The organism is Amycolatopsis ponsaeliensis (genome assembly GCF_030182635.1).
Classification (GTDB): domain Bacteria; phylum Actinomycetota; class Actinomycetes; order Mycobacteriales; family Pseudonocardiaceae; genus Amycolatopsis; species Amycolatopsis ponsaeliensis.
Window position 1 is genome coordinate 153,455 of sequence record NZ_JAPZLD010000001.1, and the last position, 23,932, is coordinate 177,386.

The 23,932-nt window shown below is 71.4% G+C and carries 27 protein-coding genes; 17 read left to right on the forward strand and 10 right to left on the reverse strand.

Features of this window, described 5'->3' with window-relative positions:
* Positions 1-30 precede the first annotated feature (30 nt).
* Together QQ657_RS00625 and QQ657_RS00630 are read right to left on the reverse strand one after the other, a co-directional pair.
* Positions 31-1,434 (reverse strand): HAMP domain-containing sensor histidine kinase, encoded by a 1,404-nt coding sequence (locus QQ657_RS00625; RefSeq protein WP_284740006.1) that lies wholly within the window; start codon positions 1,432-1,434, stop codon positions 31-33.
* Positions 1,431-2,126, reverse strand: a complete 696-nt coding sequence (locus QQ657_RS00630) for a response regulator transcription factor (RefSeq protein WP_284740007.1) — start codon at positions 2,124-2,126, stop codon at positions 1,431-1,433. Before QQ657_RS00630 ends, QQ657_RS00625 begins: the two co-directional genes overlap by 4 nt.
* Positions 2,127-2,288: 162 nt before the next feature.
* On the opposite strand from QQ657_RS00630, the gene QQ657_RS00635 reads away from it, so the two are divergent.
* Entirely contained in the window at positions 2,289-2,753 is a 465-nt protein-coding gene (locus QQ657_RS00635; RefSeq protein WP_284740008.1) for a DUF1707 SHOCT-like domain-containing protein, read from the forward strand.
* 41 nt (positions 2,754-2,794) lie between these two features.
* Positions 2,795-3,073: a hypothetical protein gene (locus QQ657_RS00640; protein ID WP_284740009.1), complete on the forward strand. Its 279-nt coding sequence runs from the start codon at positions 2,795-2,797 to the stop codon at positions 3,071-3,073.
* Here QQ657_RS00640 and QQ657_RS00645 read toward each other — a convergent pair.
* Genes QQ657_RS00645 through QQ657_RS00660 form a run of 4 tightly spaced genes read right to left on the reverse strand, consistent with a single transcriptional unit; the run spans position 3,034 to position 6,855 of the window.
* Positions 3,034-3,711 carry a response regulator gene (locus QQ657_RS00645; protein ID WP_284740010.1) on the reverse strand — a complete coding sequence of 226 codons (678 nt, stop codon included), beginning with the start codon at positions 3,709-3,711 and terminating at the stop codon, positions 3,034-3,036. The genes QQ657_RS00640 and QQ657_RS00645 overlap by 40 nt on opposite strands.
* On the reverse strand, positions 3,708-5,030 hold the full coding sequence (locus QQ657_RS00650; protein ID WP_284740426.1) for a sensor histidine kinase: 1,323 nt from the start codon (positions 5,028-5,030) through the stop codon (positions 3,708-3,710). The genes QQ657_RS00645 and QQ657_RS00650 overlap by 4 nt, the downstream gene beginning before the upstream one ends.
* Positions 5,031-5,080: 50 nt before the next feature.
* On the reverse strand, positions 5,081-5,920 hold the full coding sequence (locus QQ657_RS00655) for an ABC transporter permease (RefSeq protein ID WP_284740011.1): 840 nt from the start codon (positions 5,918-5,920) through the stop codon (positions 5,081-5,083).
* On the reverse strand, positions 5,917-6,855 hold the full coding sequence (locus QQ657_RS00660; protein WP_284740012.1) for an ABC transporter ATP-binding protein: 939 nt from the start codon (positions 6,853-6,855) through the stop codon (positions 5,917-5,919). The genes QQ657_RS00655 and QQ657_RS00660 overlap by 4 nt, the downstream gene beginning before the upstream one ends.
* A gap of 191 nt (positions 6,856-7,046) precedes the next feature.
* Between QQ657_RS00660 and QQ657_RS00665 the strand changes: the two genes are divergently transcribed.
* From QQ657_RS00665 to QQ657_RS00710, 11 genes are all read left to right on the forward strand, one after another.
* Positions 7,047-7,625, forward strand: a complete 579-nt coding sequence (locus QQ657_RS00665) for a Chromate resistance protein ChrB (RefSeq protein WP_284740013.1) — start codon at positions 7,047-7,049, stop codon at positions 7,623-7,625.
* Entirely contained in the window at positions 7,622-8,044 is a 423-nt protein-coding gene (locus QQ657_RS00670) for a YkvA family protein (RefSeq protein WP_284740014.1), read from the forward strand. Before QQ657_RS00665 ends, QQ657_RS00670 begins: the two co-directional genes overlap by 4 nt.
* A gap of 138 nt (positions 8,045-8,182) precedes the next feature.
* Complete coding sequence (gene pqqC / locus QQ657_RS00675) at positions 8,183-8,878, forward strand: pyrroloquinoline-quinone synthase PqqC (protein WP_284740015.1); 696 nt, start codon at positions 8,183-8,185, stop codon at positions 8,876-8,878.
* On the forward strand, positions 8,878-9,153 hold the full coding sequence (gene pqqD, locus QQ657_RS00680) for a pyrroloquinoline quinone biosynthesis peptide chaperone PqqD (protein ID WP_284740016.1): 276 nt from the start codon (positions 8,878-8,880) through the stop codon (positions 9,151-9,153). Before pqqC ends, pqqD begins: the two co-directional genes overlap by 1 nt.
* Positions 9,150-10,259 (forward strand): pyrroloquinoline quinone biosynthesis protein PqqE, encoded by a 1,110-nt coding sequence (pqqE, locus tag QQ657_RS00685; protein WP_284740017.1) that lies wholly within the window; start codon positions 9,150-9,152, stop codon positions 10,257-10,259. Before pqqD ends, pqqE begins: the two co-directional genes overlap by 4 nt.
* Before the next feature lie 154 nt (positions 10,260-10,413).
* Positions 10,414-10,488: a pyrroloquinoline quinone precursor peptide PqqA gene (gene pqqA, locus QQ657_RS56600; protein ID WP_350310625.1), complete on the forward strand. Its 75-nt coding sequence runs from the start codon at positions 10,414-10,416 to the stop codon at positions 10,486-10,488.
* An 87-nt stretch (positions 10,489-10,575) separates the two neighbouring features.
* The gene (locus QQ657_RS00690) at positions 10,576-11,124 is read left to right on the forward strand and encodes a manganese efflux pump MntP (protein WP_284740018.1); all 549 of its coding nucleotides are present in this window, start codon (positions 10,576-10,578) and stop codon (positions 11,122-11,124) included.
* Between the two features lie 23 nt (positions 11,125-11,147).
* Complete coding sequence (gene katG, locus QQ657_RS00695) at positions 11,148-13,343, forward strand: catalase/peroxidase HPI (RefSeq protein WP_284740019.1); 2,196 nt, start codon at positions 11,148-11,150, stop codon at positions 13,341-13,343.
* A gap of 137 nt (positions 13,344-13,480) precedes the next feature.
* A complete protein-coding gene (locus QQ657_RS00700) occupies positions 13,481-13,936 on the forward strand; it encodes an MSMEG_3727 family PQQ-associated protein (RefSeq protein WP_284740020.1) in 456 nt (151 codons plus the stop codon).
* Between the two features lie 16 nt (positions 13,937-13,952).
* Positions 13,953-15,635 (forward strand): PQQ-dependent dehydrogenase, methanol/ethanol family, encoded by a 1,683-nt coding sequence (locus QQ657_RS00705; protein WP_284740021.1) that lies wholly within the window; start codon positions 13,953-13,955, stop codon positions 15,633-15,635.
* Positions 15,636-15,707: 72 nt separating this feature from the next.
* Positions 15,708-15,881 carry a recombination activating protein 1 gene (locus QQ657_RS00710; RefSeq protein WP_284740022.1) on the forward strand — a complete coding sequence of 58 codons (174 nt, stop codon included), beginning with the start codon at positions 15,708-15,710 and terminating at the stop codon, positions 15,879-15,881.
* An 11-nt stretch (positions 15,882-15,892) separates the two neighbouring features.
* Here QQ657_RS00710 and QQ657_RS00715 read toward each other — a convergent pair whose 3' ends face one another.
* Positions 15,893-17,287, reverse strand: a complete 1,395-nt coding sequence (locus QQ657_RS00715) for a DNA-binding protein (RefSeq protein ID WP_284740023.1) — start codon at positions 17,285-17,287, stop codon at positions 15,893-15,895.
* A gap of 321 nt (positions 17,288-17,608) precedes the next feature.
* On the opposite strand from QQ657_RS00715, the gene QQ657_RS00720 reads away from it, so the two are divergent.
* Both QQ657_RS00720 and QQ657_RS00725 read left to right on the forward strand, forming a co-directional pair.
* Positions 17,609-19,060, forward strand: coding sequence for a DNA-binding protein (locus QQ657_RS00720; protein ID WP_284740024.1), 1,452 nt, complete (start codon positions 17,609-17,611; stop codon positions 19,058-19,060).
* Complete coding sequence (locus QQ657_RS00725) at positions 19,057-19,245, forward strand: hypothetical protein (RefSeq protein ID WP_284740025.1); 189 nt, start codon at positions 19,057-19,059, stop codon at positions 19,243-19,245. Before QQ657_RS00720 ends, QQ657_RS00725 begins: the two co-directional genes overlap by 4 nt.
* Before the next feature lie 34 nt (positions 19,246-19,279).
* On the opposite strand, the gene QQ657_RS00730 is transcribed toward QQ657_RS00725, so the two are convergent.
* The 3 genes from QQ657_RS00730 to QQ657_RS00740 all read right to left on the reverse strand — a co-directional run bounded on the left by QQ657_RS00730 (position 19,280) and on the right by QQ657_RS00740 (position 21,861).
* Entirely contained in the window at positions 19,280-20,218 is a 939-nt protein-coding gene (locus QQ657_RS00730) for a sigma-70 family RNA polymerase sigma factor (RefSeq protein ID WP_284740026.1), read from the reverse strand.
* A gap of 10 nt (positions 20,219-20,228) precedes the next feature.
* On the reverse strand, positions 20,229-21,410 hold the full coding sequence (locus QQ657_RS00735) for an NAD(P)/FAD-dependent oxidoreductase (protein ID WP_284740027.1): 1,182 nt from the start codon (positions 21,408-21,410) through the stop codon (positions 20,229-20,231).
* Positions 21,411-21,489: 79 nt separating this feature from the next.
* Complete coding sequence (locus QQ657_RS00740) at positions 21,490-21,861, reverse strand: DUF6223 family protein (RefSeq protein ID WP_284740028.1); 372 nt, start codon at positions 21,859-21,861, stop codon at positions 21,490-21,492.
* A 186-nt stretch (positions 21,862-22,047) separates the two neighbouring features.
* On the opposite strand from QQ657_RS00740, the gene QQ657_RS00745 reads away from it, so the two are divergent.
* On the forward strand, positions 22,048-23,163 hold the full coding sequence (locus QQ657_RS00745; protein WP_284740029.1) for a sensor histidine kinase: 1,116 nt from the start codon (positions 22,048-22,050) through the stop codon (positions 23,161-23,163).
* Positions 23,160-23,822, forward strand: coding sequence for a response regulator (locus tag QQ657_RS00750; protein WP_284740030.1), 663 nt, complete (start codon positions 23,160-23,162; stop codon positions 23,820-23,822). Before QQ657_RS00745 ends, QQ657_RS00750 begins: the two co-directional genes overlap by 4 nt.
* Positions 23,823-23,932 lie beyond the last annotated feature (110 nt).

Below are 23,932 nucleotides of genomic sequence, written 5' to 3' on the forward strand. Positions count from 1 at the left end.
AGAGTTCGATGAAGATCACGCGGGGTTTGGTTAAGAAGCGGCGGGCGGGACGACGAGGTCGAACCGCGCGCCGCCCGTTTCGGCCCGGCCGGCCTCGGCGCGGCCGCCGTGCTGGGTGAGCACCTGGTCGACGATGGCCAGCCCGAGGCCCGAGCCGGGCAGCGCGCGGGCGGCGTCGGCCCGGTAGAAGCGCTCGAACACGTGCGGCAGATCGGCGTCGGCGATGCCCGGGCCTTCGTCGTCGACGCGGACGCGCACCGCGTCCGGCGTCACCGCCATCGTCACCTGCACGGTTCCGCCGGGCGGCGACCACTTCGCGGCGTTTTCCAGGACGTTCAGCACGGCGCGTTCCAGGGCTGCCGGCCGGGCGAGCACCTCGGCGCCGGTCAGCTCGGCGGTGAAGGACACCTTCGGCCACCGCGACCGGGCGCGTTCGAGCGCGGACCCGACGACGTCGGCCAGCGCCACCCGTTCGGCCACCTCACTGGGCCGTTCGCCGGTGGAGAGGTCGACCAGCTCGCCGATCAGCGCCGTCAGCTCGACGGCCTGGGTGTCGAGGTCGGCCAGCAGCCGCGACCGGTCCTCGGCCGACAGCTGCCGCTGCGGGTTCGCCTCGGCGTGGATGAGCAGCTCGATGTTGTTGCGCAGGCTCGTCAACGGCGTGCGCAGCTCGTGCCCGGCGTCTTCGGCGAGCCGCCGCTGCTCGTCGCGGGACCGGCTCAACGCGCTCAGCATCGCGTTGAACGCGCTGGCGAGCCTGCCGATCTCCCCGGCGGCGGTGACTTCGATGGCCGCCGACAGCTCCTGCGTCCGGGCGACGTTCTCGGCCGCCGCGGTCAGGTCGTCGACCGGGCGCAGCGCCGACCGGGCGATCACCCGGCCCACCAGCGTCGCCCCGACGACCCCGGCCAGCGACACGACGATGAGCCAGAAACCCAGCCGCGCCAGCGTGTCCTCGATGTCTTCGGAGTCCTGGGCGACCTCGACCGTGCCGCCGTCGGAGCGCTGGGCCGTCCACACCCGGAACCGGTCGCCGTCGATCCGGCGGGTGTCGGAGGTGCGGCCGAGCGCGCCCAGGGCCACCGGTGCTTCCGGCGGCAGGGGCGGGATGACGGACTTGGCGCCCGCCGTGCCCGTCACCTCGCCGGTGGGGGACAGGAACTGCACGGTCAGCCCGCCGTCGCGGCCGGAGCCCATGCCGGAACCGTGGTTGTCCGCGGAGCGGAGGGTTTCCAGCGCCTCGGCCGGAGACGCGGTTTTCGCCGCCAGCTGGGCATAGGACTGCAGCCGGGCGTCGAACTGGTCGAAGAGATCCGCGCGGGTGACGCTGAAGGAGATCGCCGACACCAGGACCACGGCGATCGCGACGGCGGCGGCGACCAGGACACCGAGCCGCGCGCGCAGCGACAGCCGCTTCCACCGGGGGCGTTTCACAGCGGTTCCTCGCGCAGCACGTAACCGACCCCGCGCACCGTGTGCAGCAGCCGGGGTTCGCCCTCGGCCTCCAGCTTGCGCCGCAGGTAGCTCACGTAGACGTCGAGGCCGTTGGACGCGGTGCCGAAGTCGTAGCCCCACACGTTCTCGAACATCACGGTCCGGGTCAGCACGATCCGCGGGTTGCGCAGGAAAGCCTCGAGCATGGCGAACTCGGTCCGGGTCAGGTGCACGGGCCGGTCGCCGCGGAACACCTCCCGGGTCGCCGGGTCCAGGGTCACGTCCGCGAACCGCAGCGCCGCGGGGGCCGACGGCGCGGGCGGAGCGTGGTACTCGGTGCGGCGCAGCAGGGCACGCACGCGGGCGAGGAGCTCCTGCAGCGCGAAGGGCTTGACGAGGTAGTCGTCGGCACCGGCGTCGAGGCCGGCGACCCGATCGGTCACGGCGGTCCGCGCGGTCAGCATGAGAACGGGCACGGTGTTGCCTTCGGCCCGCAGCACCCGGCACACTTCCAGCCCGCCGAGCACCGGCATGGTGACGTCGAGCAGCACGCCGTCGGGCGTTTCGCCGCGGACCAGCTCGAGCCCGGCCGCACCGTCGCCGGCGACGGAGACGGTGTAGCCCTCGAAGCGCAGGGTGCGCGACAGCGAGTCCTGCAGGGCCGTCTCGTCGTCGACGATCACCAGGTGCACTCGGCGTCCTTTCGTCCGGGTGGTGATGACACTGGGTAACTGTAGTTGAGGACGTGGCAGGGGCGGGCAACTCTCATCGAACATTAACGTTCGCCGGCTCGGGCTTCGGTTTTTCGCGGTTAGCCTCGGGAGAAGTGATTTCCCGGAGCGAAAGAGGAAATGATGAGCGAGAACGCGCCCGGCACGACGCTGCCCACGGATACCGCGGACGGGATCCGCTGCTCGGATGCGGAACGTGAGCAGGTCCGGGCCACGCTCTTCGCGGCGGCCGGCGAAGGCCGTTTGACGATGGACGAGGTCGAAGAGCGGCTGGCGCGGATCGAGGAAGTCCGCTTCCGCCACGAACTCGCCGACTTGACGGCGGATCTGCCGGGCCCGGCAGCGGAGGCGACGCACGGCTGGCGGCCGATCGTCGCGGGTGTCCGCCGGACCCTCGCGGCGGATCTGGCGGTGCTGCTCGGTCGGTCGCCCGAACCGGCACCCGGTCGACGACGGCTGCTGCTGATCGTGACTGTCCTCATCGGACTGCTGGTTGCGGCGGCGATCGTCGTCGCGGCGGTGCACGGCTTCGGCGGGGATGGCTTCGAGCCGCACGGTATCGAAGCCGGTGAGCACGGTCGAGGGTGATACCTCGGCGGTGGTGTTGCGCCAAGCGGACAATGGCGGTCATGCGGATGCTGCGGATCGTCGCGCTGGTGGCCTGGCCCGTCAGCTGGTACCTGATCTGGAAGGAGATCTTCGTCTGGCACCACATGACGAAGACGTTGCGCTTCCAGGCGCCCGACCCGCCCCCAGGAGTGACGGTGACCCCGCGCCCGGGTGTCCCGGTGATCTGTCTCCGCGCGGTCGCCGTCGCGGCGCCCGTCGTGGCTGTACTGGGATTCGCCTTCGAGGCCCGGAAAGCGGCTCAGGCGGGCGGGTTCGGACGGGTCAAGCCGAGGTCGTAGGCGAGGATCACCGCCTGGATCCGGTCCCGGGCACCCACCTTCGCGAGCACCCGCCCGACATGCGTCTTGACCGTCGATTCCGACAGCACGAGGCGCTCGGCGATCTCCCCGTTGGTCCACCCCCGCCCGATCGCCACCAGGATGTCCTGTTCGCGGGCGGTCAAGGACTGCCAGCGAGGATCCGCGGGGTGCGCCGGCGTGGCTCCGCCGTCGGGGAGCCGGTGGCCGTAGGTGTCGAGGAGCCGCCGGGTCAGGGCGGGGGCGATGACCGCGTCGCCGCCCGCGACGGCTCGGATGCCGGCGAGCAGTTCCTCGGGGTGGGCGTCCTTGAGGAGGAACCCGCTGGCTCCCGCGCGAAGGGCGGCGTAGGCGTACTCGTCCATGTCGAACGTCGTCATGACGAGGACGCGGGACCGGCCGCCGGTCGCGAGGATGCGGCGGGTGGCTTCGATGCCGTCCATGCCGGGCATTCGGATGTCCATCAGGACGACGTCGGGCCGCAGCTCCGCCGTCCGGCGCACGGCCTCCGCGCCGTGGGCCGCCTCGCCGACGACTTCGGTGTCCGGCGTCGCGTCCAGCAGCATGCGGAAACCGAAGCGCTGCAACGGCTGGTCGTCGGCGATGAGGATGGTCGTCACGGTGTCCCGCCGGGCAGTGGCGCGAGGTCGAGAACGGCCATGACGACCCATCCGCCGCCGGGGGTGGGGCCCGCGTCGACCGTGCCGCCGTACAGGGCGGCCCGCTCCCGCATCCCTGCGAGCCCGTTTCCCTTCTCCGGCTGCACTTCTGGGTGCGCCGGGCTGTCGCCGCGCCCGCTGTCCCGGACGCGGATGCGCAGCTCCCGGCCGTCGGCGGCGATCAGGACGTCGATCCGGGTACGGGGCCCGGCGTGGTTGAGCGTGTTCGTGAACGCTTCCTGGACAATGCGGTAGGCCATCAGCTGCACGCCCCGGTCGAGCGTGTCCAGTTCGCCGCCGGACCGGTAGACGACCTCCGGCCCGGCCGCGCGGATCCGCGCGCACAACGCGCCGAGGTCGGCGATCCCCGGCTGGGGATCCAGCTCGGGGGCGTCCGCCTTCTCGCGCAGGACGCCCAGCATGCGCCGCAGCTCGCCCAGCGCCTGGCGGCCGGCGTCGCCCACCAGCCGGAGCGCTTCCTTGCTGCGCTCCGGGGCGACGTCGGCCGCGTAGACGCCGCCGTCGGCCAGCGTGATGATGACCGACAGGTTGTGGCCGACGATGTCGTGCATCTCCCTGGCCACCCGCACGCGTTCGGTGGCGGCGGCCAGCCGGCTGCGCTGGTCGCGTTCGATCTCCAGCCGGGTCGCGTGGTCGCGCAGGCTCGTGAGCTGGGCCCGGCGGATCCGGACGGCCAGCCCGAGCGCGACGGCCGCGGTGATCGTGGTGAGCAGGAAGAACAGTGCTTCCCAGAACGACACGAAACCGGAAACCCGGGCGGCGACCGGAATCAGGAGCGCGATCTCGGCCGCGCAGGCCCACGGCAGGTGCTTCAGGCGCCCGTGCAGGGTCACGCTGTAGAGCGCGACGAGCAGCGCGACGTCGGCACGCAGGAAGACCCCGAGCGACCACTGGACCAGGAACGCCACCGCGGTCAGGGCCAGCGCGACCGACGGTGCCCGCCGCCGCCACAGCAAGGGCAGCAGCAGCCCGGCCTGCAGGGCCACGGTGCCCACCGGCGGCAGCTGCCGGAAGGTGAGCAGCAACTCCTCCGGGCCGCCGTCGTCGTGGTCCGGGACCAGGTCCGGCAAGCAGAACATGACGAACAGCGCGGCGACGACGGCCAGGTCCAGGACCCACGGGTGCCGCCGGTCCGCCTGCCGCACCGACTGGCCGAGCCGCGTCAGCCGGGTGACCAGCGGGTGCGCGGGCGGGGCAGCGGCCCACGACGAGGCCGGCCCGGGAAGCACCCCGGAACCGGTCTCGTCGTCGCCACGCATGTGCGTCACCTGTCCATCGTGGAGGAAAGTCCGTCCGTGCGGCACCCGGGTCAGGCGTCGGACCGCGCCAGCCGGTAGGCCGCTCCGCCCAGCAGCAGGACGGTCCAGCCGAGGAAGACCAGCAGCCCGGCGCCCGGCGACAGGCTCGTGGCGTCGTGGGTCAGGGCGAACATCGACTGGCCCGCGTTGCTCGGCAGGTACGGGCTGATGTCGCCCTGCCAGGACTTCGGGAGCAGCGAGACCAGGCCCGGGATCAGCATGAGCGCCCCGACCAGGACCGAGATGCCGCCCGCGACCGACCGCAGCAGCGCCCCGAGCGCGACGCCGATCACGCCGACCAGGCCCAGGTAGAGACCGGTGCCCAGCAGGCTGCGCAGGACACCCGTGTCGGACAGTGTCATCGCCGCCGGTGTCCCGGCCACGATGCCGCTGCCGAACACGAAGGCGAGGAACGCGCCGGCCAAACCCACGAGCAGCGCGACGACGCCGAACACCGCCGACTTGGACCACAGCACGGGCAGCCGGCGTGGGACCCCGGTCAGCGTCGAGCGGATCATGCCGGTGGAGTACTCGCCGGCGGTGACCAGGACCCCCAGCACGCCCAGCGCCAGTTGCGCGAAGTTCGTGCCGAAGAGCGACAGGTTGAGGGCGGTGGCGCCGGCGAAGTCCTCGTCGAGGGGCTGGCCGGAGCCGATGTTGGACTTGTACCGGGCGGCGGAGATCAACCCGAACGCCACCAGGAACACCAGGCCGAGACCGAGGGTGATCCAGGTGGAGCGCAGGGACCAGAGCTTCGTCCACTCCGAGCGCAGGACGTGGCGCCCGGTCACGCGGTAGGCCGGGCGGGCGGCCCGGGCGGTGGGAACGGCGGGTGTCGTCAGGGTGCTCATGCCGCCCTCCCGAGCGTGTCGATGCCGGTGGTGGCGCCGTGGTACTCGACGGCGTCGCGGGTCAGGTCCATGAAGGCGTCCTCGAGGGAGACGGTCCGGGGGGAGAGTTCGAACAGGGCGATGCCGTGCTCCGCGGCCTTGAGCCCGATGGCCCGGGCCGAAAGACCACTCACCTGGAGTTCCTCGGATCCGGTGCGGCCGGTGATCTCGACACCCGGCCCGGCCAGGAGGTCACGCAACCGGCCCGGCTCGGCTGTAGCCAGGTGCACAGTGTCGCCGCCGGCGTCCCGGACGAGGTCGCGCACGGTGGTGTCGGCGAGCAGCCGCCCCCGGCCGACGACGATGAGGTGCTCGGCGACGAGCGCCATCTCGCTCATCAGGTGCGAGGAGACGAAGACGGTCCGGCCGTCCGCGGCGAGTTCGGTGAGCAGGGTGCGGATCCAGAGGACGCCCTCGGGGTCCAGGCCGTTGACCGGTTCGTCGAGGATGACCGTCGCCGGGTCGCCCAGCAGGGCCGCGGCGATCCCCAGCCGCTGGCCCATCCCGAGTGAGAAGTTCCCCGCGCGCTTCTTCGCCACGGACTGCAGCCCGGTCAGTTCGATCACTTCGTCGACCCGCCGGCGGGGAATGCCGTGGGTCTGGGCCTGCGCGAGCAGGTGGTCGAACGCCGACCGGCCGGGGTGCACCGACCTCGCCTCGAGCAGGACCCCGACCTCCTGCAGCGGCGCACGGTGCTCGGCGTAGCGGCGGCCGTTGACCACGACCGAGCCACTGGTCGGGGCATCGAGCCCGACGATCATCCGCATCGTGGTCGACTTGCCCGCCCCGTTGGGCCCCAGGAACCCGGTGACGGTCCCCGGGCGGACAGTGAAGTCCACTGTGTCCACCGCGGTCTTTTCCCCGTACCGCTTGGTCAGCTGGTGTGCCTCGATCATCGCTCATCCCCTGGAAGTCCCCGGCCCGGACTACCCGGGCCGTTCGCTTCCGACGTTAGGGACGGAGTCGAGGCGGATCGTGGTACCGGAGGAGGGAATCCGGCGCGGCCCGTAGTACCGCGGTACGACGGCGCAGCCGACCACCCTGTTACACCTGGATCATTCCGTTGTTACGGGCGTAACATGCCAGGATGGGTATCGACCAGGGCTGGCTCGTGATCAGCGTGTCGACCGCCGGCGCTCCCGACTCGCTGCGGGTGCAGGTCTGGCGCAAGCTGCGGTCCCTCGGTGCGCTCTACCTGCAGCAGTCGGTGTGCCTGCTGCCCGCCCGGCCCGAGGTCGTGCGGGAGATCCGCCGGCTGGCCGACCGGGTTCGCCACCAGGGCGGCACCGCGCGGGTGCTGCCGATGACCTTCACCGATCCGGCCGAGGAAGCGGCCGTGATCGCCGAGCTCGATGCCGCCCGGGACGTCGAGTACCGCGAAGTCCTCGACCGGCTTCCCGCGCTGCGCCGGGAGCTCGCCGACGAACGGGCCCGCGGCAACCTCACCTACGCCGAAGTCGAGGAGTCCGAGGCCGACCTGCTGCGATTCCGGAGCTGGATGACCAAGATCGCCGCCCGCGACTACTTCGGCGCACCGGGTGGCCGGGACGCTCGGGACGCCGTCGAGGAGGCCGCCGCCGAACTCGCCGCCTTCGAAGAGGCTGCCCTCCACGCCGAGGCGCCCAACCGCCCGGCGCCCCGCCTCCGCGTCGTCGACCAGCCGTGACCGGCTCGTTCTGGGGTGACCTGCTGATCGGCCTCGCCGCGGCGCTCGTGGTGGCGTGGCTGGTGCTGATCGTCGCGCTCGTCCTCGTCCGGCCGAAGGGCGGGCTCCTGCGGGAGGCCCTGCGGCTGCTGCCTGACGTGCTCCGGCTCATCCGGCGCCTGGCCGCGGACCCCACCCTGCCCCGCGGCGTCCGGATCCGGCTCGGCCTCCTGCTGGTCTACCTCGCCATGCCGATCGACCTGATCCCCGACTTCATCCCGGTGCTCGGCCACGCCGACGACGCCATCCTCGTCACGGCCGTCCTTCGCGGCGTCGTCCGCCGTGCGGGGCTCGAGGCCGTGCGTGCCCACTGGCCCGGCACCGATGACGGCTTCGCGGCCGCGGCTCGCCTGGCCGGAATCCGGACCCCGGGGAGCTGACCCGGCGGCGTGATCCGCTCGTGCGGGGACGGCCGCCGTTCGTCCGGGATCCGGTGCCGGTCGTTCGCGATCGGTTGCCAGGCCCGGAGCGAGGCGAAGAAGGTTTCGGGAGAAAGCCGAGCGATGGGAGGTGGACGGATGGACGCCTGGACCGCCGAAGAGTTCGAAGCGCGGCTTCGGTCGATCGGGGAAAAGCGGTACCACCATCTGCACCCGTTCAACGAACGGATGCACGCGGGCTCGCTGAGCGAAGAGGAATTCCGGGGCTGGGTGCGGAACCGCTTCTACTACCAGCTGAACCTGCCGGTGAAGGACGCGTTCATCCTGACCAAGCTCCCCGGCCGCGACGACCGGCGCCGGTGGATCCGGCGCATCATCGACCACGACGGGCGCACCGGGGACGAGGGCGGCCTCGAGAAGTGGGTACGCCTCGGCGAAGCCGTCGGATTGACCCGCGAGCAACTGTTCGACACCGACACGGTCCTGCCCGGCGTGCGCTTCGCCGTGGACGCCTACGTGGACTTCTGCCGACGGCAGCCGTGGCTGGAGTCCGTGGCGTCGGCGCTGACCGAGCTGTTCGCGACGGATCTGCTCAGCCGGCGGATCACCGACGTCCGGCACCACTACCCGTGGATCGCGACGGAAGGCCTGGACTACTTCCGGGCCCGGCTCACCCAGCAGCCGAAGGACATCGCGCACCTGCTCGAGCTGGTGCTCACCCACGCGACGTCCCGGGAGCAGCAGGACGCCTGCGCGCGGGCTCTGGAATTCAAGTGCGACGTCCTCTGGAGCCTGCTCGACGCCGTGCAGCTCGAGTACGGCAAGAGCTCCTGATGGACGCCGACGACCTGACCGCCACGCCCCGGCTGGCCACCAAGGCGATGCTCAAGCACGACAGCGTCCGCGACGTCGAACTGCTCCTGCTGCCGGAACGGGTCGTGCTCCTGAACAAGTCCGGCGCGGCGATCCTGGGACTCTGCGACGGCAGCCGGACCGTGCGGCAGCTGGTCGAGCGGCTCGAGCACGACTTCGAGGCGACCGACCTCACCGACGACGTCATGGCGTTCCTCCAGGACGCCAGCGGACGCGGCTGGGTGGTGGTCAAGTGAACGGGCCGCCACCGCCCTACGGCCTGCTGGCCGAGGTCACCCACCGGTGCCCGCTGCACTGCGTCTACTGCTCGAACCCCTTGGCGCTGCTCGACAGGCAGGACGAGCTCGCCACCGAGCACTGGGTGCGGGTGCTCGGCGAAGCGGCCGAGCTCGGTGTCCTGCAGGTCCACTTTTCGGGCGGGGAACCCCTCGTCCGCGGGGATCTGGAAACGCTGGTCGCCGAGTGCCGTCGCCTCGGCCTGTACACGAACCTGATCACCAGCGGCCTCGGGCTCACCGAGCGCCGGGCGGAATCGCTCGTCGCGGCGGGACTCAACAGCGCCCAGCTGAGCATCCAGGGCGACGCCGCCGAGGCGACCGACCTGATCGCGGCGAGCAAGCGCTTCGACAAGAAGGAGGCGGCCGCGCGCATCATCCGCGACGCCGGGCTGCCGCTGAACATGAACGTCGTCCTGCACCGGCTGAACCTGGACCGGCTGGACGCGATCATCGACGTCTGCGTGAAGTGGGGCGCCGAACGGCTGGAGCTCGCCAACACCCAGTACTACGGCTGGGCGCTGCGCAACCGCGACCGGCTGATGCCGAGCAAGGCCCAGCTGGACGAGGCCGTCGGTGTCTACGCACGCCGCAAGGCCGAGCTGGCGGAGCAGGTGGAGCTGCTGTGGATCCTCCCGGACTACTACGAGCCCTACCCCAAGCCGTGCATGGGCGGCTGGGCGCGGACGGCCCTGACCGTCGCCCCGGACGGCATGGTCTACCCCTGCCCGGTGGCAGCGGAGATCACGACGATGGAGTTCCCTTCGGTACGCGAGCACGACCTCGCGTGGATCTGGGCGAAGTCCGCCGCGTTCGAGGCTTTCCGCGGCACCGACTGGATGCCCGACCCGTGCCGAAGCTGCCCGCGCAAGGAGCTGGACTTCGGCGGCTGCCGGTGCCAGGCCTTCGCGTTGACCGGCGACGCGGGACGCACCGACCCGGTGTGCCGGCACTCGCCGGACCACCACCTGGTGCAGGACGCTCTCGTCCGGGCCAACCAGGAGGACGCCGCGGCCGGCGGACAGCTCGTCCACCGTCGGCCGACGGTGCCGGCACGCGAGCGGTAGCCCGTCCCACTCGTGGGCTCCGGGATGCCGTTCGGCACCGGTTGCCGACCGCTGGTTCAAGATCGGTTGTGGCGGCTCGACCGAATCGAAGATGCTCACCGGTGTCCGCGGAATTCCGCCCAGGCGCCGGGCGCAGACGACAGGAGGATCAGGCATGAAGTGGGAAACTCCGGAGTACACGATCGTCGAGGTGTGCGCTGAGGTCACCGGTTACTTCCACCGGGGCTGACATCCGGGCCCCCGGGCCCGCGTCGGCGCGAGGCCCCGGCCCGCCGGGTCCTCGCGCCACTCCGGTCATTCTCTCGAGGTGGTTCGAGTGACGCTTGAATTCCTTCCGCTGATCGCCCTCGCCTTCGGCCTCAGCCTCGACAACTTCCGTTCGTCGATCGCCATCGGCACCATCCCGTTCGGCTGGCGGCGCGCGTTGCAGGTGGCGCTCGTCTTCGGGGTGTGGGACGCCGTGGGGCCGCTGCTCGGTGGATTCCTCGGCCGGTACCTGGGTGACTTCCTCGGTGACTCGGCGGAGTACATCGGGGCGGCCGCGCTGGGGTTGTACGGGGTCTACTTCATCGTCGGGGCGATCCGGAACCCGGAGCCGGAAGACATGGACCACCCCTGGGTGACGCTCTTCGGGATGCCGCTTTCGCTGACCATCGACAACTTCATCGCCGGCGCCGGCCTGGGCATCGCCGGGTTCTCCCTCGTGGTCCCGATGCTGGTCTTCGGTGCCATGACCGTGGTGATGTCGTTCGCCGGCCTGTACGTGGGGCGGATGGCCGCCAGGGTCGTGCGGGTCCGGTCCGACCTGTTCAGCGGGATTTCGTTGCTGGGCGCGGCAATCCTGCTGCCCCTGGTCTTCGGCTGAGCCGCGGGTGACGAGGACACCGGATGCCCGAGAATCCCGACACCCACGTCTACCGCACCTACGACCAGGTCCTGGGCGAGAGCCGGCGGAACCGGCCTGGCGACCGGTGGCCGCACCGCGTCGACCTGAAAGCGTTGCGCCGGCCCGGGGACGACCCGCTGGGCGCGGACTTCGACTACGCCGCACAGTTCGCGACGGTGGATCTCGACGAACTGGCGCGTGACGTCGACGAGGTGCTGACGACGTCACAAGACTGGTGGCCGGCCGAATTCGGGCACTACGGTCCGCTCGTGCTGCGCATGGCCTGGCACGCCGCGGGCACCTACCGCGTCAGCGACGGCCGAGGCGGTGCCAGTGCCGGGATGCAGCGCTTCGCCCCGGTGAACAGCTGGCCGGACAACCGCAACCTGGACAAGGCACGCCGGTTGCTGTGGCCGGTCAAGAAGAAGTACGGGCGCCGGATCTCCTGGGCGGACCTGATGGTCTTCGCCGGCAACCGGGCACTGGAGTCGATGGGCTTCCGGACGTTCGGGTTCGGCGGCGGCCGCGCCGAGGTGTGGGAGCCCGACGAGACGTACTGGGGCCCGGAACGCAAGTGGCTGGCCGAAGAGCGCTACAGCGGCCTGCGTGACCTCGACGAGCCACTGGCCGCCACCGAGATGGGGCTGATCTACGTCGACCCGCAGGGCCCGGCCACCAATCCCGACCCGGTGCTCGCGGCCCGCGACATCCGGGAGACCTTCAAGCGGATGGGGCTGGGCGACGAGGAAACGGTGGCGCTCATCGCGGGCGGGCACACCTTCGGCAAGACCCACGGCCCGGCGGACCCGAACGTCGTCTGCGGTCCCGAACCCGAGGCCGCGCCGGTCACCGCGCAGGGCCTGGGCTGGCGCGGCGGGCACGGCAGCGGCATCGCGGCGGACACGGTCACCAGCGGGCTGGAAGGGATGTGGACGCGCACGCCCGCCCGGTGGGACCACACGTTCTTCGAGACGCTCTTCGAGTACAAGTGGGACGTCGAGCTCAGCCCGGCGGGACTGTGGCAGTGGATCCCGAGCGACGGCCAGGGTGAAGGCACCGTGCCGGACCCCTTCGACCCGGACGTGAAACACCACCCGGTCATGCTGACCACGGACCTCTCGTTGCAGGAAGACCGGGTCTACGCGGCGATTTCGCGGCGGTTCCTGGAACACCCGGACCAGTTCGAGGACGCGTTCGCGCGGGCCTGGTTCAAGCTGACGCACCTCGACATGGGCCCGATCGGGCGGTACCTGGGGCCGCTCGTCCCGGCCGAACGGCTGATCTGGCAGGACCCGGTGCCGGAGGTGGACCACGAACTGGTGGACGCCGCCGACGTCGCCGCCCTCAAACGCGAGATCCTCGGCTCCGGCCTGACTGTCGCGCAGCTCGTGGCGACGGCGTGGGCATCGGCTTCGACGTACCGCGACAGCGACAAGCGCGGCGGGGCGAACGGCGCGCGGATCCGGCTCGAACCGCAGCGCGGCTGGCCGGTCAACGAACCCGGGCAGCTGAACATCGTCCTGCCCGCGCTGGAAGAGATCCAGGAGCGGTTCAACGCCGCCCAGCAGGGCGGCAAGCGGATCTCGATGGCCGACTTGATCGTGCTCGGCGGGTGTGCCGCGGTGGAGCACGCCGCCGCGGCCGGTGGCCACGAGGTCGGCGTCCCGTTCCGGCCCGGGCGCACCGATGCGACGCCGGACTGGACCGACGTCGAGTGGTTCGGCGCGTTGCGGCCGCGGGCGGACGGCTTCCGGAACTACCTCGGCGACGGCGTCCGGCTGCCACCGGAACACCTGCTGGTCGACCGGGCGAACCTGCTGACCTTGAGCGCGCCCGAGATGACCGTGCTGATCGGCGGGCTGCGAGTGCTCGGCGCCACGCACCGAGGTTCTCCGATGGGGGTGCTGACCTCGGCGCCGGGGTCGCTGACGAACGACTTCTTCGTCAACCTGCTGGACATGGGGACGGAATGGGTGCCGAAAGGGGACGGACGCCGCTGGACGGCGAGCTACGAAGGCCGGAGAACCGGGGAGGTGAAATGGACCGCGAGCCGGGTCGACCTCCTCTTCGGTTCGCACTCCGAACTGAGAGCGCTTTCGGAGGTCTACGCGAGTGACGACGCGGGCGGGAAGTTCGTCCGGGACTTCGTCGCGGCGTGGGTGAAGGTCATGGAACTCGACCGGTTCGACCTGCGCTGAACGGTACCTCTCGCCGGGCGAACGGTGGACCCCGGCTGTTCTGTGGCAACGGATATCGGGCCGGCGTCCCCGGCGGTAGAGTCCGAACGCGTTGCAGGACAACAAGAGTGCGAACCAGCACCTGGAGGCGAGGTCCGATGACGACTACCCAGGAACGAGAAGACCTCCTGGCCGAACTGCGCGGACAGAACAAGGCGACCATCGGTGCCGTGCTCGGGTCCGGCACGATCGCCCGGGCGGACGAGCGTGCCGACGGCACGATGGAAGCGACCATCCGGATCCGGGAGGACGCGATGGCGTGGGAGCCGGGGGTGCTGATCATGCCGCATTCCGGTGTCCTCGAACTGACGATCATCAACGACGACAAGAACACCCACGCCTGCCTGCTGCCCAGCAACGGGGACAAGCAGTTCATCGGTCTGCTGAACCACTCGAAGGGCAGCGCGACCATCGAACTGGACGGTCCCGGCTGCTACTGGTACGGCTCGCCGGCGGGCAACGACGAGGGCCGGGGCCTGACCGCCGCCATCGTCGTGACCGGCGAGGTGCCGCCGGAGGCCAAGCTCGACCGACCCGCCCAGCCGCGTCCGTAGAAAGGCAGGAGACACCATGACACTCGAATACCTCGACGCCGGCAAGGCGTTCGATCACAGCAAGCTGTCCAACCTGCCGCACAGCGCGCCGGACGTGACGCGCGGCCTCGGCTACGAGCGCATCCTCCAGGCGCGCAGCGAATCCCGGAACTGGATCACCTACTACGGCGACTACGACGGCAAGCGGCACAGCCTGCTCGACCAGATCAACGCCGGGAACGCCAAGGACCTGAAGGTCGCCTGGATCTTCCAGGCGGGTGCGAGCGGGATGATCGCCTCCACTTCGACGTACGCGTTCGAGGCCTGCCCGCTGGTCGTCGACGGCGTCATGTTCGTCACCGGCTGGGACGGCTGGCTCTGGGCGCTCGACGCGAAGAGCGGCGAACAGCTGTGGCGCTACAAGCACGCGATCCCGATCGACGTGACCCTGTGCTGCGCCAACGTCAACCGCGGCTGCGCGGTGGCGGGCGGCAAGGTCTACATGGTGACCCAGAACGCCCAGCTGGTCGCGCTCGACGCCACCACCGGGCGGAAGGTCTGGCAGAAGCCCATCGGCGACGTGCGGGCGGGCGAGAGCGCCACGATCGCGCCGCTGGTCATCAAGGACACCCTCATCACCGGCTCCTCCGGTGGCGAGTACGGCGTCCGCGGCCACATCGACTGCTGGGACCTCGAGACCGGCGAGCGGCGCTGGCGCGCCTACACCGTGCCGAAGCCGGGGGAGCCCGGTTCGGAGACCTGGCCCGCCGACGGCGAGGCTTGGCAGCGCGGCGGCGCGAACCACTGGGTGACCGGATCCTTCGACCCGGAGCTGAACCTCTACTACGCCGGCACCGGGAACCCGGCTCCCGACTTCGACGGCGAGGTCCGTGAAGGGGACAACCTCTACACCGACAGCGTGGTCGCGCTGGACGTCGACACGGGTGAGATCAAGTGGCACTACCAGTTCACCCCGCACGACCTGTGGGACTACGACTCCACGATGGAGATGACCCTGTTCGAGCGGGACGGCAAGAAGCTGCTGGCCCACTTCGACAAGAACGGGTACATGTTCGTCCTCGACCGCACCAACGGCGAGCTGCAGCACGTCACGCCGTTCGTCGACCGGATCGACTGGGGTGTCATCACCCGCGACGGCAAGGTGACCGCGCGGAAGTACCCGGACAAGGAAGGCGAGCCCTGCCACTTCTTCCCCGGCCCCGCCGGTGCGAAGGAATGGACGCACGTGTCGTACAACCCGGACCACGACCTGTTCTACGTCCCGGTGGCCGACGTCGGTGCGACCGCCACCCGGCGTCGTCGCGAGTTCAAGGAAGGCATGCCCTACTGGGGTGCCGCCGTCGAGGTCGACATCGACAACATGGCCGGCTCGGTCAGCGCGTTCGACTCCCACGGTGAAGAGAAGTGGCGTCACCGCCTCGACGGCATGCCGATGGCCGCGTCGACCCTCAGCACCGCGGGGAACGTCGTGTTCGCCGGCACGCCCGCGGGCGATTTCCTGGCGCTGCACGCGGAAACGGGGGAGAAGCTCTGGAGCTTCCAGTGCGGCTGCGGTCACCACAGCAGCCCGAGCACCTACAGCGTCGACGGCAAGCAGTACGTCGCGGTGCCGGTCGGCTGGGGTGGCTGGCTCGAGGGCATCGTCCCCGGCATGTCCGGTCAGGGGCACGGTGCCGCGTTGATCGTGTTCTCCCTGTGACGGGAAACCGCCGCTGACGTGGCCGAGCCGTCGTCCCGGCGACGGCTCGGCCACCGGAACGAAGGTGATGTGATGGACCAGCCGCCGCCGTGCCTGTACTGCGGGGAGCGCTACGGGCCCGACGACGTCGCGCGGCACACCGAGCCGGTGCACTGCGAGCGCTGCATCACGTGCGTCGACAAGCCCGCGTGCTTCGCCTGCCGGCTCATGTACTGCGTCTGTGACGTGCACCGGTACCGCGGCTGACGAGCGCCGGGTCAGATCTCCAGCGCCCGGCGCACGGTCGGGGCGTTGCGCCGGGAAACCGGCACCATGGTCTTGGCGTCGTCGTCCATGACCAGGAACAGCTCGCCCTTGTGCCGGCGCTCGACCTCGCGGATCCGGCTGAGGTTCACCACGTACTGGCGGTGCACCCGGAGGAACCCCGAATCGGTCAGCTCGGCCTCGAGCCGGTCGAGGCCCGGCGAGGCGGAGCGCAGCAGTCCCTGGTCGGTGGACAGCCACACGTCGTTGCCGTCCGACTGCGCGAAGGAGACTTCGGGCAGCCACAGCAGGACCATGCGGTTCTCGCGCGTCGCGACCATCCGGTGCGGCTGCACGTGCGGCGGCACGTCCTCTTTCGCCCGGGGCAACGGATCCCCTTCGGCCACGCCGAACGAAACGACGTTGCCGACCAGGTGCCCGGACAGGAACACCGGCTGGAAGCTGATCGACGTCGGTTCGGTGGCCAACCGGGTGAAGATCTGCGTCGAACCGGCCCAGCCGGGGTTGCGCACCGCCTGCTCGGCGGCGTACTTGGCGGCCCGGATGAACTCCGGCAGTTCCGGTTTCCACCGCACCGCGGGATCGGGCGCCGGCGTGGAGCCAGGGATGCCGAGGAGCACGCCGGCCGTGTCGTCGGCGAGCACGACCCGGCCCGCGGCGTCCACGGCCGCGAGTGCCGCGCTCGAGCCCGACCTGACGTGGCTGAAGGCGGCCATCAGTTCGGCGCCGTCGTCCTTGGCGCGCCTTCGCAGGATGCGCTGGGTCATCGTGGCGGCGTTGCCGAGCCAGGCCCCCACCGTGCCGGGGAGATCGCCGCGCCAGCACGAGATGTTGAGCACCGCGACCGGTTCCCTGGTCACGACGTCCCGCACGGCCACCCCGGCGCAGGTCCAGTCCTGGAACGCCCGGCACCAGTGCTCGGCGCCGCGGATCAGCACCGGGGCGTAGGACATCAGCGCGGTACCCATGCCGTTCGTCCCGGTGGCGCCTTCGGACCAGCAGAACCACCGGGCCAGGTTGGCTTCGGCGGCGACGTCCTGCGTGGCCTGGTCACCCCATTGGGCCAGCACTCGCCCGGTGCCGTCGGTGATGGTCACCATGCCGCCGAGGGTGCCGACCTCGTGCGCCAGCGAGGCGGCGCGGAAGCCGAGTTCGGCGAACACGACGTCGTGCTCCAGCGCGTGGCCGACATCCGCGACGGCCGCCGGGGCTTCGGTCAGGCCCGGGTCGACCCGGTACTGGTCCCGGCACCGCTGCCAGGAAATCGCTATCTCGGGCCGGACTCCGCTGAGATCGTCGCCGCCCCGCGCGAACCGTTCCCACGCCTGGTACACCGTCGCTCCGCCACTCGCACGGGAGTGCGGGTCGAGCCGGCGTACCTGTGCCATGGTTAGACCGCCTTTGGTCTGTCGGGCCCGGGCGCGGCGATTGGCCTTCGTAGCAAGCTAAACCGGGCATCGGACCGAGGGCAAGCGGCGCGTGATGACCGCGGGCGAACGTCCCACGAACGGTGGTGCGGCGATGACGGGCGGCGGCCATTCACCCACCAGCGGTCGGGACGGCGTTTCGCAACCAGCCGGGCATATGCTCGAAGCCAGCCCGGATTTGCTGCTCCCAGCCTACCCGTCCGTTCGGGTAGTTCTACAGCGAAGTGGTCGAACGGTGTGAACATGTCGTGAGACGCTTCGCCCGGCGACAAGGAGGTCGCGATGACCGGGAGAGTGCCGCCACTGGTGATCGCACCGCGCCGGCCCGGCGGACGCGAGCGCGTCCCGGCCGGCTCCCTGGTGGCCACCTCGTCGGCGAAGGAAGTGGCCCGCGCGTGGGAGAACTTCGCGGCGGGCGAAAACATCGAAACGGGTGTGCGGCCGGAGATCCTGGCTTCCTGGTACCGGTGCCGGGACCGCTACGACGTGGACCGCACGCTGGACGTCGCGCCGGGAGCCGAAGGCGACGAGGACCAGCGCAGCGACGACGGCGTGATCTTCACCTCGCTCGGCGGACTCGGTGCCCTGGCCGGCCAGGAAGTGGAGCGTGACGGCGCCGTCGTCACCGTGACGGACGGGGACGGGCGGGTCCTCGGCGCCTGGGGCGACCCCACCGCGCAACGGCGCGCCGAACTGCACAACCTCGCGCCGTGGTCGTCGTGGTCGGAGGAGTGCACCGGCACGAACGGGATGGGCACGTCGCTCGAGGTGTCCGGCCCGGTGACCGTGACGGGGCCGGAACACTGGTGCGAAGCGTTCCACCACTGGGCGTGCGCGGGCACCTCCGTCCGCGACGTGGTGACCGGCGCGCCGGTCGCGTCGATCAACATTTCGCGGTGGAACGCGGCGCTGTCCGAGCTCGTGTCGCCGTGGCTGACGAAGGCGGCGGCCTTCGTGGAACAGGAGATCTACCGGCGCGCCATCCACGAAGCCGACAAGGTCATCGCCGAGTTCACCAGGAAGTGCGCGCAGGCCGGGGGTTCGTTCCTGGCGATGGATCGCGGGGGAAACGTGCTCGCCGCGAACGAATCGGCGGTCGCGATGCTCGGGCTGGCCGGCGAAGCTCCCATCTTCGCGGGCGCGGCCGAACCGGCGCGGCGGTGGACCCCGGACATCGCGGGACTACCGGAAGTGCTGCGGTGGGCGAAGGACCGGGCCCGGGGAAGCGCCGAGTGGAGCGGCTACGCGCTGCTGCCGGTGTGCCCCGGTGAAGAGCCCACGCCGTTGACCATGCGGGCGGTCGTCGACGCGAACCACGTGGTGGGCATGCTGTGCGCGTTCGGGGTGCAGGAGGGTGAAGCCTACGAGGGCGGCGCCGACGACGAGGTCGGGCCGCTGCCCCGCAGCGTCATCGGGATGCGCAACGACCGGCTGGTTCTGCTGGCGCCGTCGGAGATCCGCTACGCCGAGGCCGACCGGAACATCGTCTGGCTGGTCACGGAACGCGGCCGGATCCAGGCCGCGACCCGGGGCCTGGACAACGTCGAACGATCCCTGGCGTCCTACGGATTCCGCCGCGTGCACCGGCGTTTCCTGGTCAATCTGCGCCGGGTGGCGGAAATCGAGCGCGGTATCAAGGGTGAACTGTTCCTGATCCTGGACTCCCGGGGGCACGAGTTCGTGCCCGTTTCCCGCCGCCACGCCCCGGATCTGCGGCGCCTGCTCGGGGTGTGACCACCAGGAAAGCGTTTCCCGGCTCCGCCCGCCGCGGCGAGGTGCCCGGCCTCCGGCTGACCGTGCTCGCATGGCTGCGCGGCCGGCTGACGGACATCCGGCGATCGGATGCCGCGTGCCGCGCGCTGTGCGAGCACGACGACAAGTCGATACCGTGCCGGATCTGTGCGGTGCGCTACTGGTGACGCCCACCGGACACAGTGGACACACGCAGCGGTGTCACCACGATTCGATCAGGGGAGCGCCACGCTCCTGCCGCCGCCATTGCCCGGTGAGGCGATCGAGCCGGTCCGGGGCGGCGATGCCGCGGACCACGGCGATCTTGCCGGCCCGGATCTCCAGGACCACGACGCCCAGGACCCGGTCGTCGAGCGTGGCGAGCATGGCCGGGCAGGCGTTGACCACGACCGCGTGGATCGAAGGGGAGCCACCGGCGAGCCTCCGCTTGGCCGGAGACGGTTTGAAGCCGGCACGCAGCGCGCCGGCGATCCGCTCCGGGGTCGGGTACCGGATCAGCCTCTCCGCCAGCCCCAGTCCGGCGCCGTCGGAGATGCCGGTCGCGTCGTCGGTCAGCAGCGCCACCAGCCGCTCGGTCCGGCCCGAGGAGGCGGCCTCGACGAACGCCTCGACGATCCGGCGCGCCGAGGCGTGGTCGATGTCCGTGCCGCGGCCGGCGGCGATCCGGCGGCGGGCCCGGTGCAGGTGCTGCTGGCTCCCGGACTCGGTGATGCCGAGGATGCCGGCGATTTCGGCGTGGCTGTAGGCGAAGGCCTCGTGCAGCACGTAAGCGGCTCGTTCGGCCGGTGACAGGCGCTCCATGAGCGTCAGCACCGCCAGGGTCACCGATTCACGCTGCTCGACGGTGTCGGCCGGGCCCAGCATCGGGTCGCCGTCGAGGAGCGGTTCGGGCAGCCAGGTGCCGACCGCGCGTTCGCGCCGCACCTTCGCCGAACGGAGCCGGTCGAGCGCCAGGTTGGTGACGATCTTGGTCAGCCACGCCTCGGGCACCTCGACGTACCCGCGATCGGCCGCCTGCCACCGCAGGAACGCGTCCTGCACCGTGTCCTCCGCGTCGGCGGCCGAGCCGAGCAGGCGGTAGGCGAGTGAGGCCAGCCGGTTCCGGCTGGCCTCGAAACGCGCCACGGCGGCGGTGTCCATGAGCACGACTTTAGGCGGCGACCACGTCGGGGGAGTGCTTTCCGGTGGTGGCCAAGCGGTACCGGTGACCCGGCCTGCCGAAGGTCGGGCGGCTGATGGTCCAGCCGCTGGCCGCCAGGACCGCCGCCTTGACGTGCGCGGCCGGCCGGCCGCACAGGGCCCCGGACCTCGCGCGCGCATCGCCGTCGACCAGCTGGAAGATCCCGTCCTCGCGGCCGAGGCTGATGTGGTTGCCGAGGTAGCTCAACGCGGTCGTCTTGACCTCGCGCCCGGTCCGGTCGCCGATGATCGCGGCCGTCGCCTGCAGCGCGGTGAACCCCGCGGAGGCGCAGGACATCGGCAGCGGCCGGCCGTTCTCGCCGATGACGAAAGCGCTGTCCCCGGCGACGTAGACGTCCGGGTGCGAGACCGACCGCAGCTGCCGGTCGACGGTGATCCGGCCGTCGGCCACCACCTCGAGGCCGCCGGCGGCGGCGATCGGGGGCACGGCGAAGCCGGCGGCCCACACGGTCGCGTCGGCGGCGAAAGCGGTGCCGTCGGCGGCGACCGCCGTCGTCTCCCCGACGCGCTCGATGGTGGTGTGCTCGTGGACGTCGATGCCGAACCGGTCGAAGGCACGCAGCAGGTGACGGCGGGCCTTGGCGCCGAGCCAGCCGCCCAGTTCGCCGCTGGTGGCGAGGCCGACCCGAAGTCCCGGCCGGGATTCGGCGATCTCGGTGGCGGCCTCGATCGCGGTGAGGTTGCCGCCGACCACCAGCACCTGCCCGTCCTCGCCCAGCTCGTCCAGCCGGGCGCGCAGCCGGAGCGCGGACGGCCGCGCGGCCACGGCGAAGGCGTGCTCGCCGACGCCCGGGACGCCGTGGTCGGCGACGGTGCTGCCGAGCGCGTAGAGGAGGGTGTCGTATTCGAGGCCTTCGCCGTCGGCGACGGTGGCCGTCCGGTGCTCGGCGTCGACGGCGGTCACCCGCGCCACGCGCAGCCGGATCCCGGTGCCGGCGAACACCTCGGTCAGCGGCCGGTGGCGGAGCTCCCGCCCGGCGGCGAGCTGGTGCAGGCGCAGCCGCTCGACGAAGTCGGGTTCGGCGTTGACGACGGTGATCTCGAAATCGCCGGGGTGCAGGCGGCGGGCCAGGTATCCGGCGGAGAAGGCTCCGGCGTATCCGGCCCCGAGGACGACGATGCGATGCGGCATGGTTCGCTCCTGTCAGGTTCGCGTGCCCCCTGAACGAGACAGCTCCCGAATCCCTGACAGCGCCGGCCGGTGACGTGGGTCACGCTTGACGGCGACGGCCCGGCAAGAGGGTCAGCCCGCCGAGAACGACGGCCAGGAGACCCGCGACCACGGCCGCGGCGCCCCCGACGACGCCGTTGCCGGTGCCGGGACCACCGTCGGCGACGGCCAGGTTGACCACACCGACGGCGACGGCGACCAGGCCCGACGCCAGCGCCACCACGGCTCCCTTCCGCCCGCCGGCTCCGGGACGGCGGCGGCTGCGGGCGAACACCCGGCCGCCGATGATCGCGCCGGCCAGCCCCAGCAGCGCGGCCGCCGTCGCCCAGAGCCGTGCGGCGGTCACGGTGTACACGGTGACGGCGGCCGGCGCCGGCGTGGCGAGTTCGAGGAAGGCTTGGGTGGCGGACATGAGGTTCTCCTCTGCTGGGTGTCGCTCGATCCTGTCCGCCGGACCCACCACGGGTCGTCCGGCAGGCGTAGGCACTTCGCGCTGCCGCGGCCGCCGCAGGAGCCGGGAAAGTACTGCGTCTGCGGTAGTCCGAGGATCATCCGTGCGCAGGAGTCGCCCGGGTCCGCACGCGATTACCGTGCAGGCATGAGCACGGCACGGATCCGGCTCGGGGACGGACTGATCGCCGTCGGTGTGGCGGCGGCCCTGCTCGTCGCCGGGCTGTACGCGCACCACCCCGCCACGAGCCTGGCCCCGCTGGGCTACGCGCTGCTGGTGATCGGCGGCCTGGCGCCGGCCGCGTACCGCCGGGCGCCGGTCACGGTGCTGGTGGTGACCGGCCTGTGCGCGCTGGGTTACCAGGCCGTCGGGGTCGACGTCCCCGCCGTCGCGTACCTGCTCGCGGTGTACGCCGCGGTCCGGGCGGGACATCGCCTCATCGCGGTGGTGAGCGCGGTGCTCATGGTGTGCGTTCTGCCGGTCGCGATCCTCGCCGCGCCCGGCGACCTGGCCGTGGGCGAGGCGATCACGCACACCCGAGACGTCCTCCAGATCGCGTGGCTGATCGCCGCCGGTGCCGCTGGTGAAGCGCTGCGGCAGGCCGAGCGCCGGGCGGAGGAGGCCGAGCGCACCCGCGAGGAGACCGCGCGGCGGCGTGCCGACGAGGAGCGGCTGCACATCGCCCGGGAGCTGCACGACTCGCTCACCCATCAGATTTCGGTCATCAAGGTGCAGGCCGAGGTCGCCGTCCACCTCGCCGGCAAGCGCGGGGAGCAGGTGCCGGACGCGCTGCTGGTGATCCGGGACGCGGGCCGTGAGGCGGCACGCGAGCTGCGCGCGACCCTGGAAGCGTTGCGCGACGACCAGAATCCCCCGCACGGGCTCGACGACGTCCCGGACCTGGTGCGGCGGGCACGGGCCGCCGGTCTGGACGCGACGCTGACGATCGAGGGAGAGCGCGACGACGTTCCCGTCGCGACGGACCGGACCGGCTACCGGATCGTCCAGGAGTCGCTGACCAACATCGCCCGCCACGCCGCCGCCGAGACCGCGTCGGTCCGGATCGGCTACCGCCCCGGCACGCTCGAAATCCGCGTCGACGACGACGGCACGGCCACTCCGGACACCGCACCGGTCCCCGGCGTGGGGCTGCTCGGGATGCGCGAACGAGTCACCGCGCTCGGCGGCCACCTGCGGGCGGCGCCGCGCAGCGAAGGCGGCTTCACCGTCCACGCCGAACTTCCCGTGGGCCCCGCGTCGTGATCAGGGTCCTGCTGGCCGACGACCAGCCGCTCATCCGCAGCGGGTTCCGTGCGCTCCTCGACATCGAGGACGACATCGAGGTGGTGGCCGAGGCCGCCGACGGTGGCGAGGCCGTGGCGCTGGCCGGGCAGCACCTGCCCGACATCGCGCTCATCGACGTCCAGATGCCGGTCGTGGACGGCATCGAGGCGACCCGGCGCATCGCCGCCGATCCTGCGCTGGCCGGGGTGCACGTGGTCATCCTGACCAACTACGGCCTGGACGAGTACGTCTTCACGGCGTTGCGCGCCGGCGCGGCCGGGTTCCTCGTCAAGGACATCCAGCCGGAGGACTTCCTGCACGCCGTGCGGGTCGCGGCCCGCGGCGACGCCCTGCTCGCGCCGTCGATCACCCGCAAGCTGATCGACCGGTACGTCACCCAGCCCCTCGAGACCGGCGCCCCGGCCGGGCTGGCACACCTGACCAACCGCGAACGCGAAGCCGTCACCCTGGTCGCGCAGGGGCTGGCGAACGACCAGATCGCCGACCGCATGGTGATCAGCCCGCTGACCGCGAAGACCCACATCAACCGGGCGATGACCAAGCTCCACGCCCGCGACCGGGCGCAGCTCGTGGTCCTCGCCTACGAATCCGGCTTGGTGGTACCGCGCACTTCTTGACCCCCAACGGTTTCGGGGTCGTTCGAAGGCAAGGCACCGGTTAACTCCGCGCAAGGTCCGGCTTTAACTCGGACATTTCACCGGTGTGGTGCCCGCCGGTCGGTTCTCGT

What these genes read in the sequence shown, in the direction of transcription:
- QQ657_RS00635 (WP_284740008.1), top strand. Translation starts at nt 2,289, where the DNA reads ATGAGCGAGAACGCGCCCGGCACGACGCTGCCCACGGATACCGCGGAC.
- QQ657_RS00640 (WP_284740009.1), top strand. Translation starts at nt 2,795, where the DNA reads ATGCGGATGCTGCGGATCGTCGCGCTGGTGGCCTGGCCCGTCAGCTGG.
- QQ657_RS00650 (WP_284740426.1), bottom strand. Translation starts at nt 5,030, where the DNA reads ATGCGTGGCGACGACGAGACCGGTTCCGGGGTGCTTCCCGGGCCGGCC.
- QQ657_RS00655 (WP_284740011.1), bottom strand. Translation starts at nt 5,920, where the DNA reads ATGAGCACCCTGACGACACCCGCCGTTCCCACCGCCCGGGCCGCCCGC.
- QQ657_RS00660 (WP_284740012.1), bottom strand. Translation starts at nt 6,855, where the DNA reads ATGATCGAGGCACACCAGCTGACCAAGCGGTACGGGGAAAAGACCGCG.
- QQ657_RS00665 (WP_284740013.1), top strand. Translation starts at nt 7,047, where the DNA reads ATGGGTATCGACCAGGGCTGGCTCGTGATCAGCGTGTCGACCGCCGGC.
- pqqC (WP_284740015.1), top strand. Translation starts at nt 8,183, where the DNA reads ATGGACGCCTGGACCGCCGAAGAGTTCGAAGCGCGGCTTCGGTCGATC.
- pqqD (WP_284740016.1), top strand. Translation starts at nt 8,878, where the DNA reads ATGGACGCCGACGACCTGACCGCCACGCCCCGGCTGGCCACCAAGGCG.
- katG (WP_284740019.1), top strand. Translation starts at nt 11,148, where the DNA reads ATGCCCGAGAATCCCGACACCCACGTCTACCGCACCTACGACCAGGTC.
- QQ657_RS00700 (WP_284740020.1), top strand. Translation starts at nt 13,481, where the DNA reads ATGACGACTACCCAGGAACGAGAAGACCTCCTGGCCGAACTGCGCGGA.
- QQ657_RS00705 (WP_284740021.1), top strand. Translation starts at nt 13,953, where the DNA reads ATGACACTCGAATACCTCGACGCCGGCAAGGCGTTCGATCACAGCAAG.
- QQ657_RS00710 (WP_284740022.1), top strand. Translation starts at nt 15,708, where the DNA reads ATGGACCAGCCGCCGCCGTGCCTGTACTGCGGGGAGCGCTACGGGCCC.
- QQ657_RS00715 (WP_284740023.1), bottom strand. Translation starts at nt 17,287, where the DNA reads ATGGCACAGGTACGCCGGCTCGACCCGCACTCCCGTGCGAGTGGCGGA.
- QQ657_RS00720 (WP_284740024.1), top strand. Translation starts at nt 17,609, where the DNA reads ATGACCGGGAGAGTGCCGCCACTGGTGATCGCACCGCGCCGGCCCGGC.
- QQ657_RS00730 (WP_284740026.1), bottom strand. Translation starts at nt 20,218, where the DNA reads ATGGACACCGCCGCCGTGGCGCGTTTCGAGGCCAGCCGGAACCGGCTG.
- QQ657_RS00735 (WP_284740027.1), bottom strand. Translation starts at nt 21,410, where the DNA reads ATGCCGCATCGCATCGTCGTCCTCGGGGCCGGATACGCCGGAGCCTTC.
- QQ657_RS00740 (WP_284740028.1), bottom strand. Translation starts at nt 21,861, where the DNA reads ATGTCCGCCACCCAAGCCTTCCTCGAACTCGCCACGCCGGCGCCGGCC.
- QQ657_RS00745 (WP_284740029.1), top strand. Translation starts at nt 22,048, where the DNA reads ATGAGCACGGCACGGATCCGGCTCGGGGACGGACTGATCGCCGTCGGT.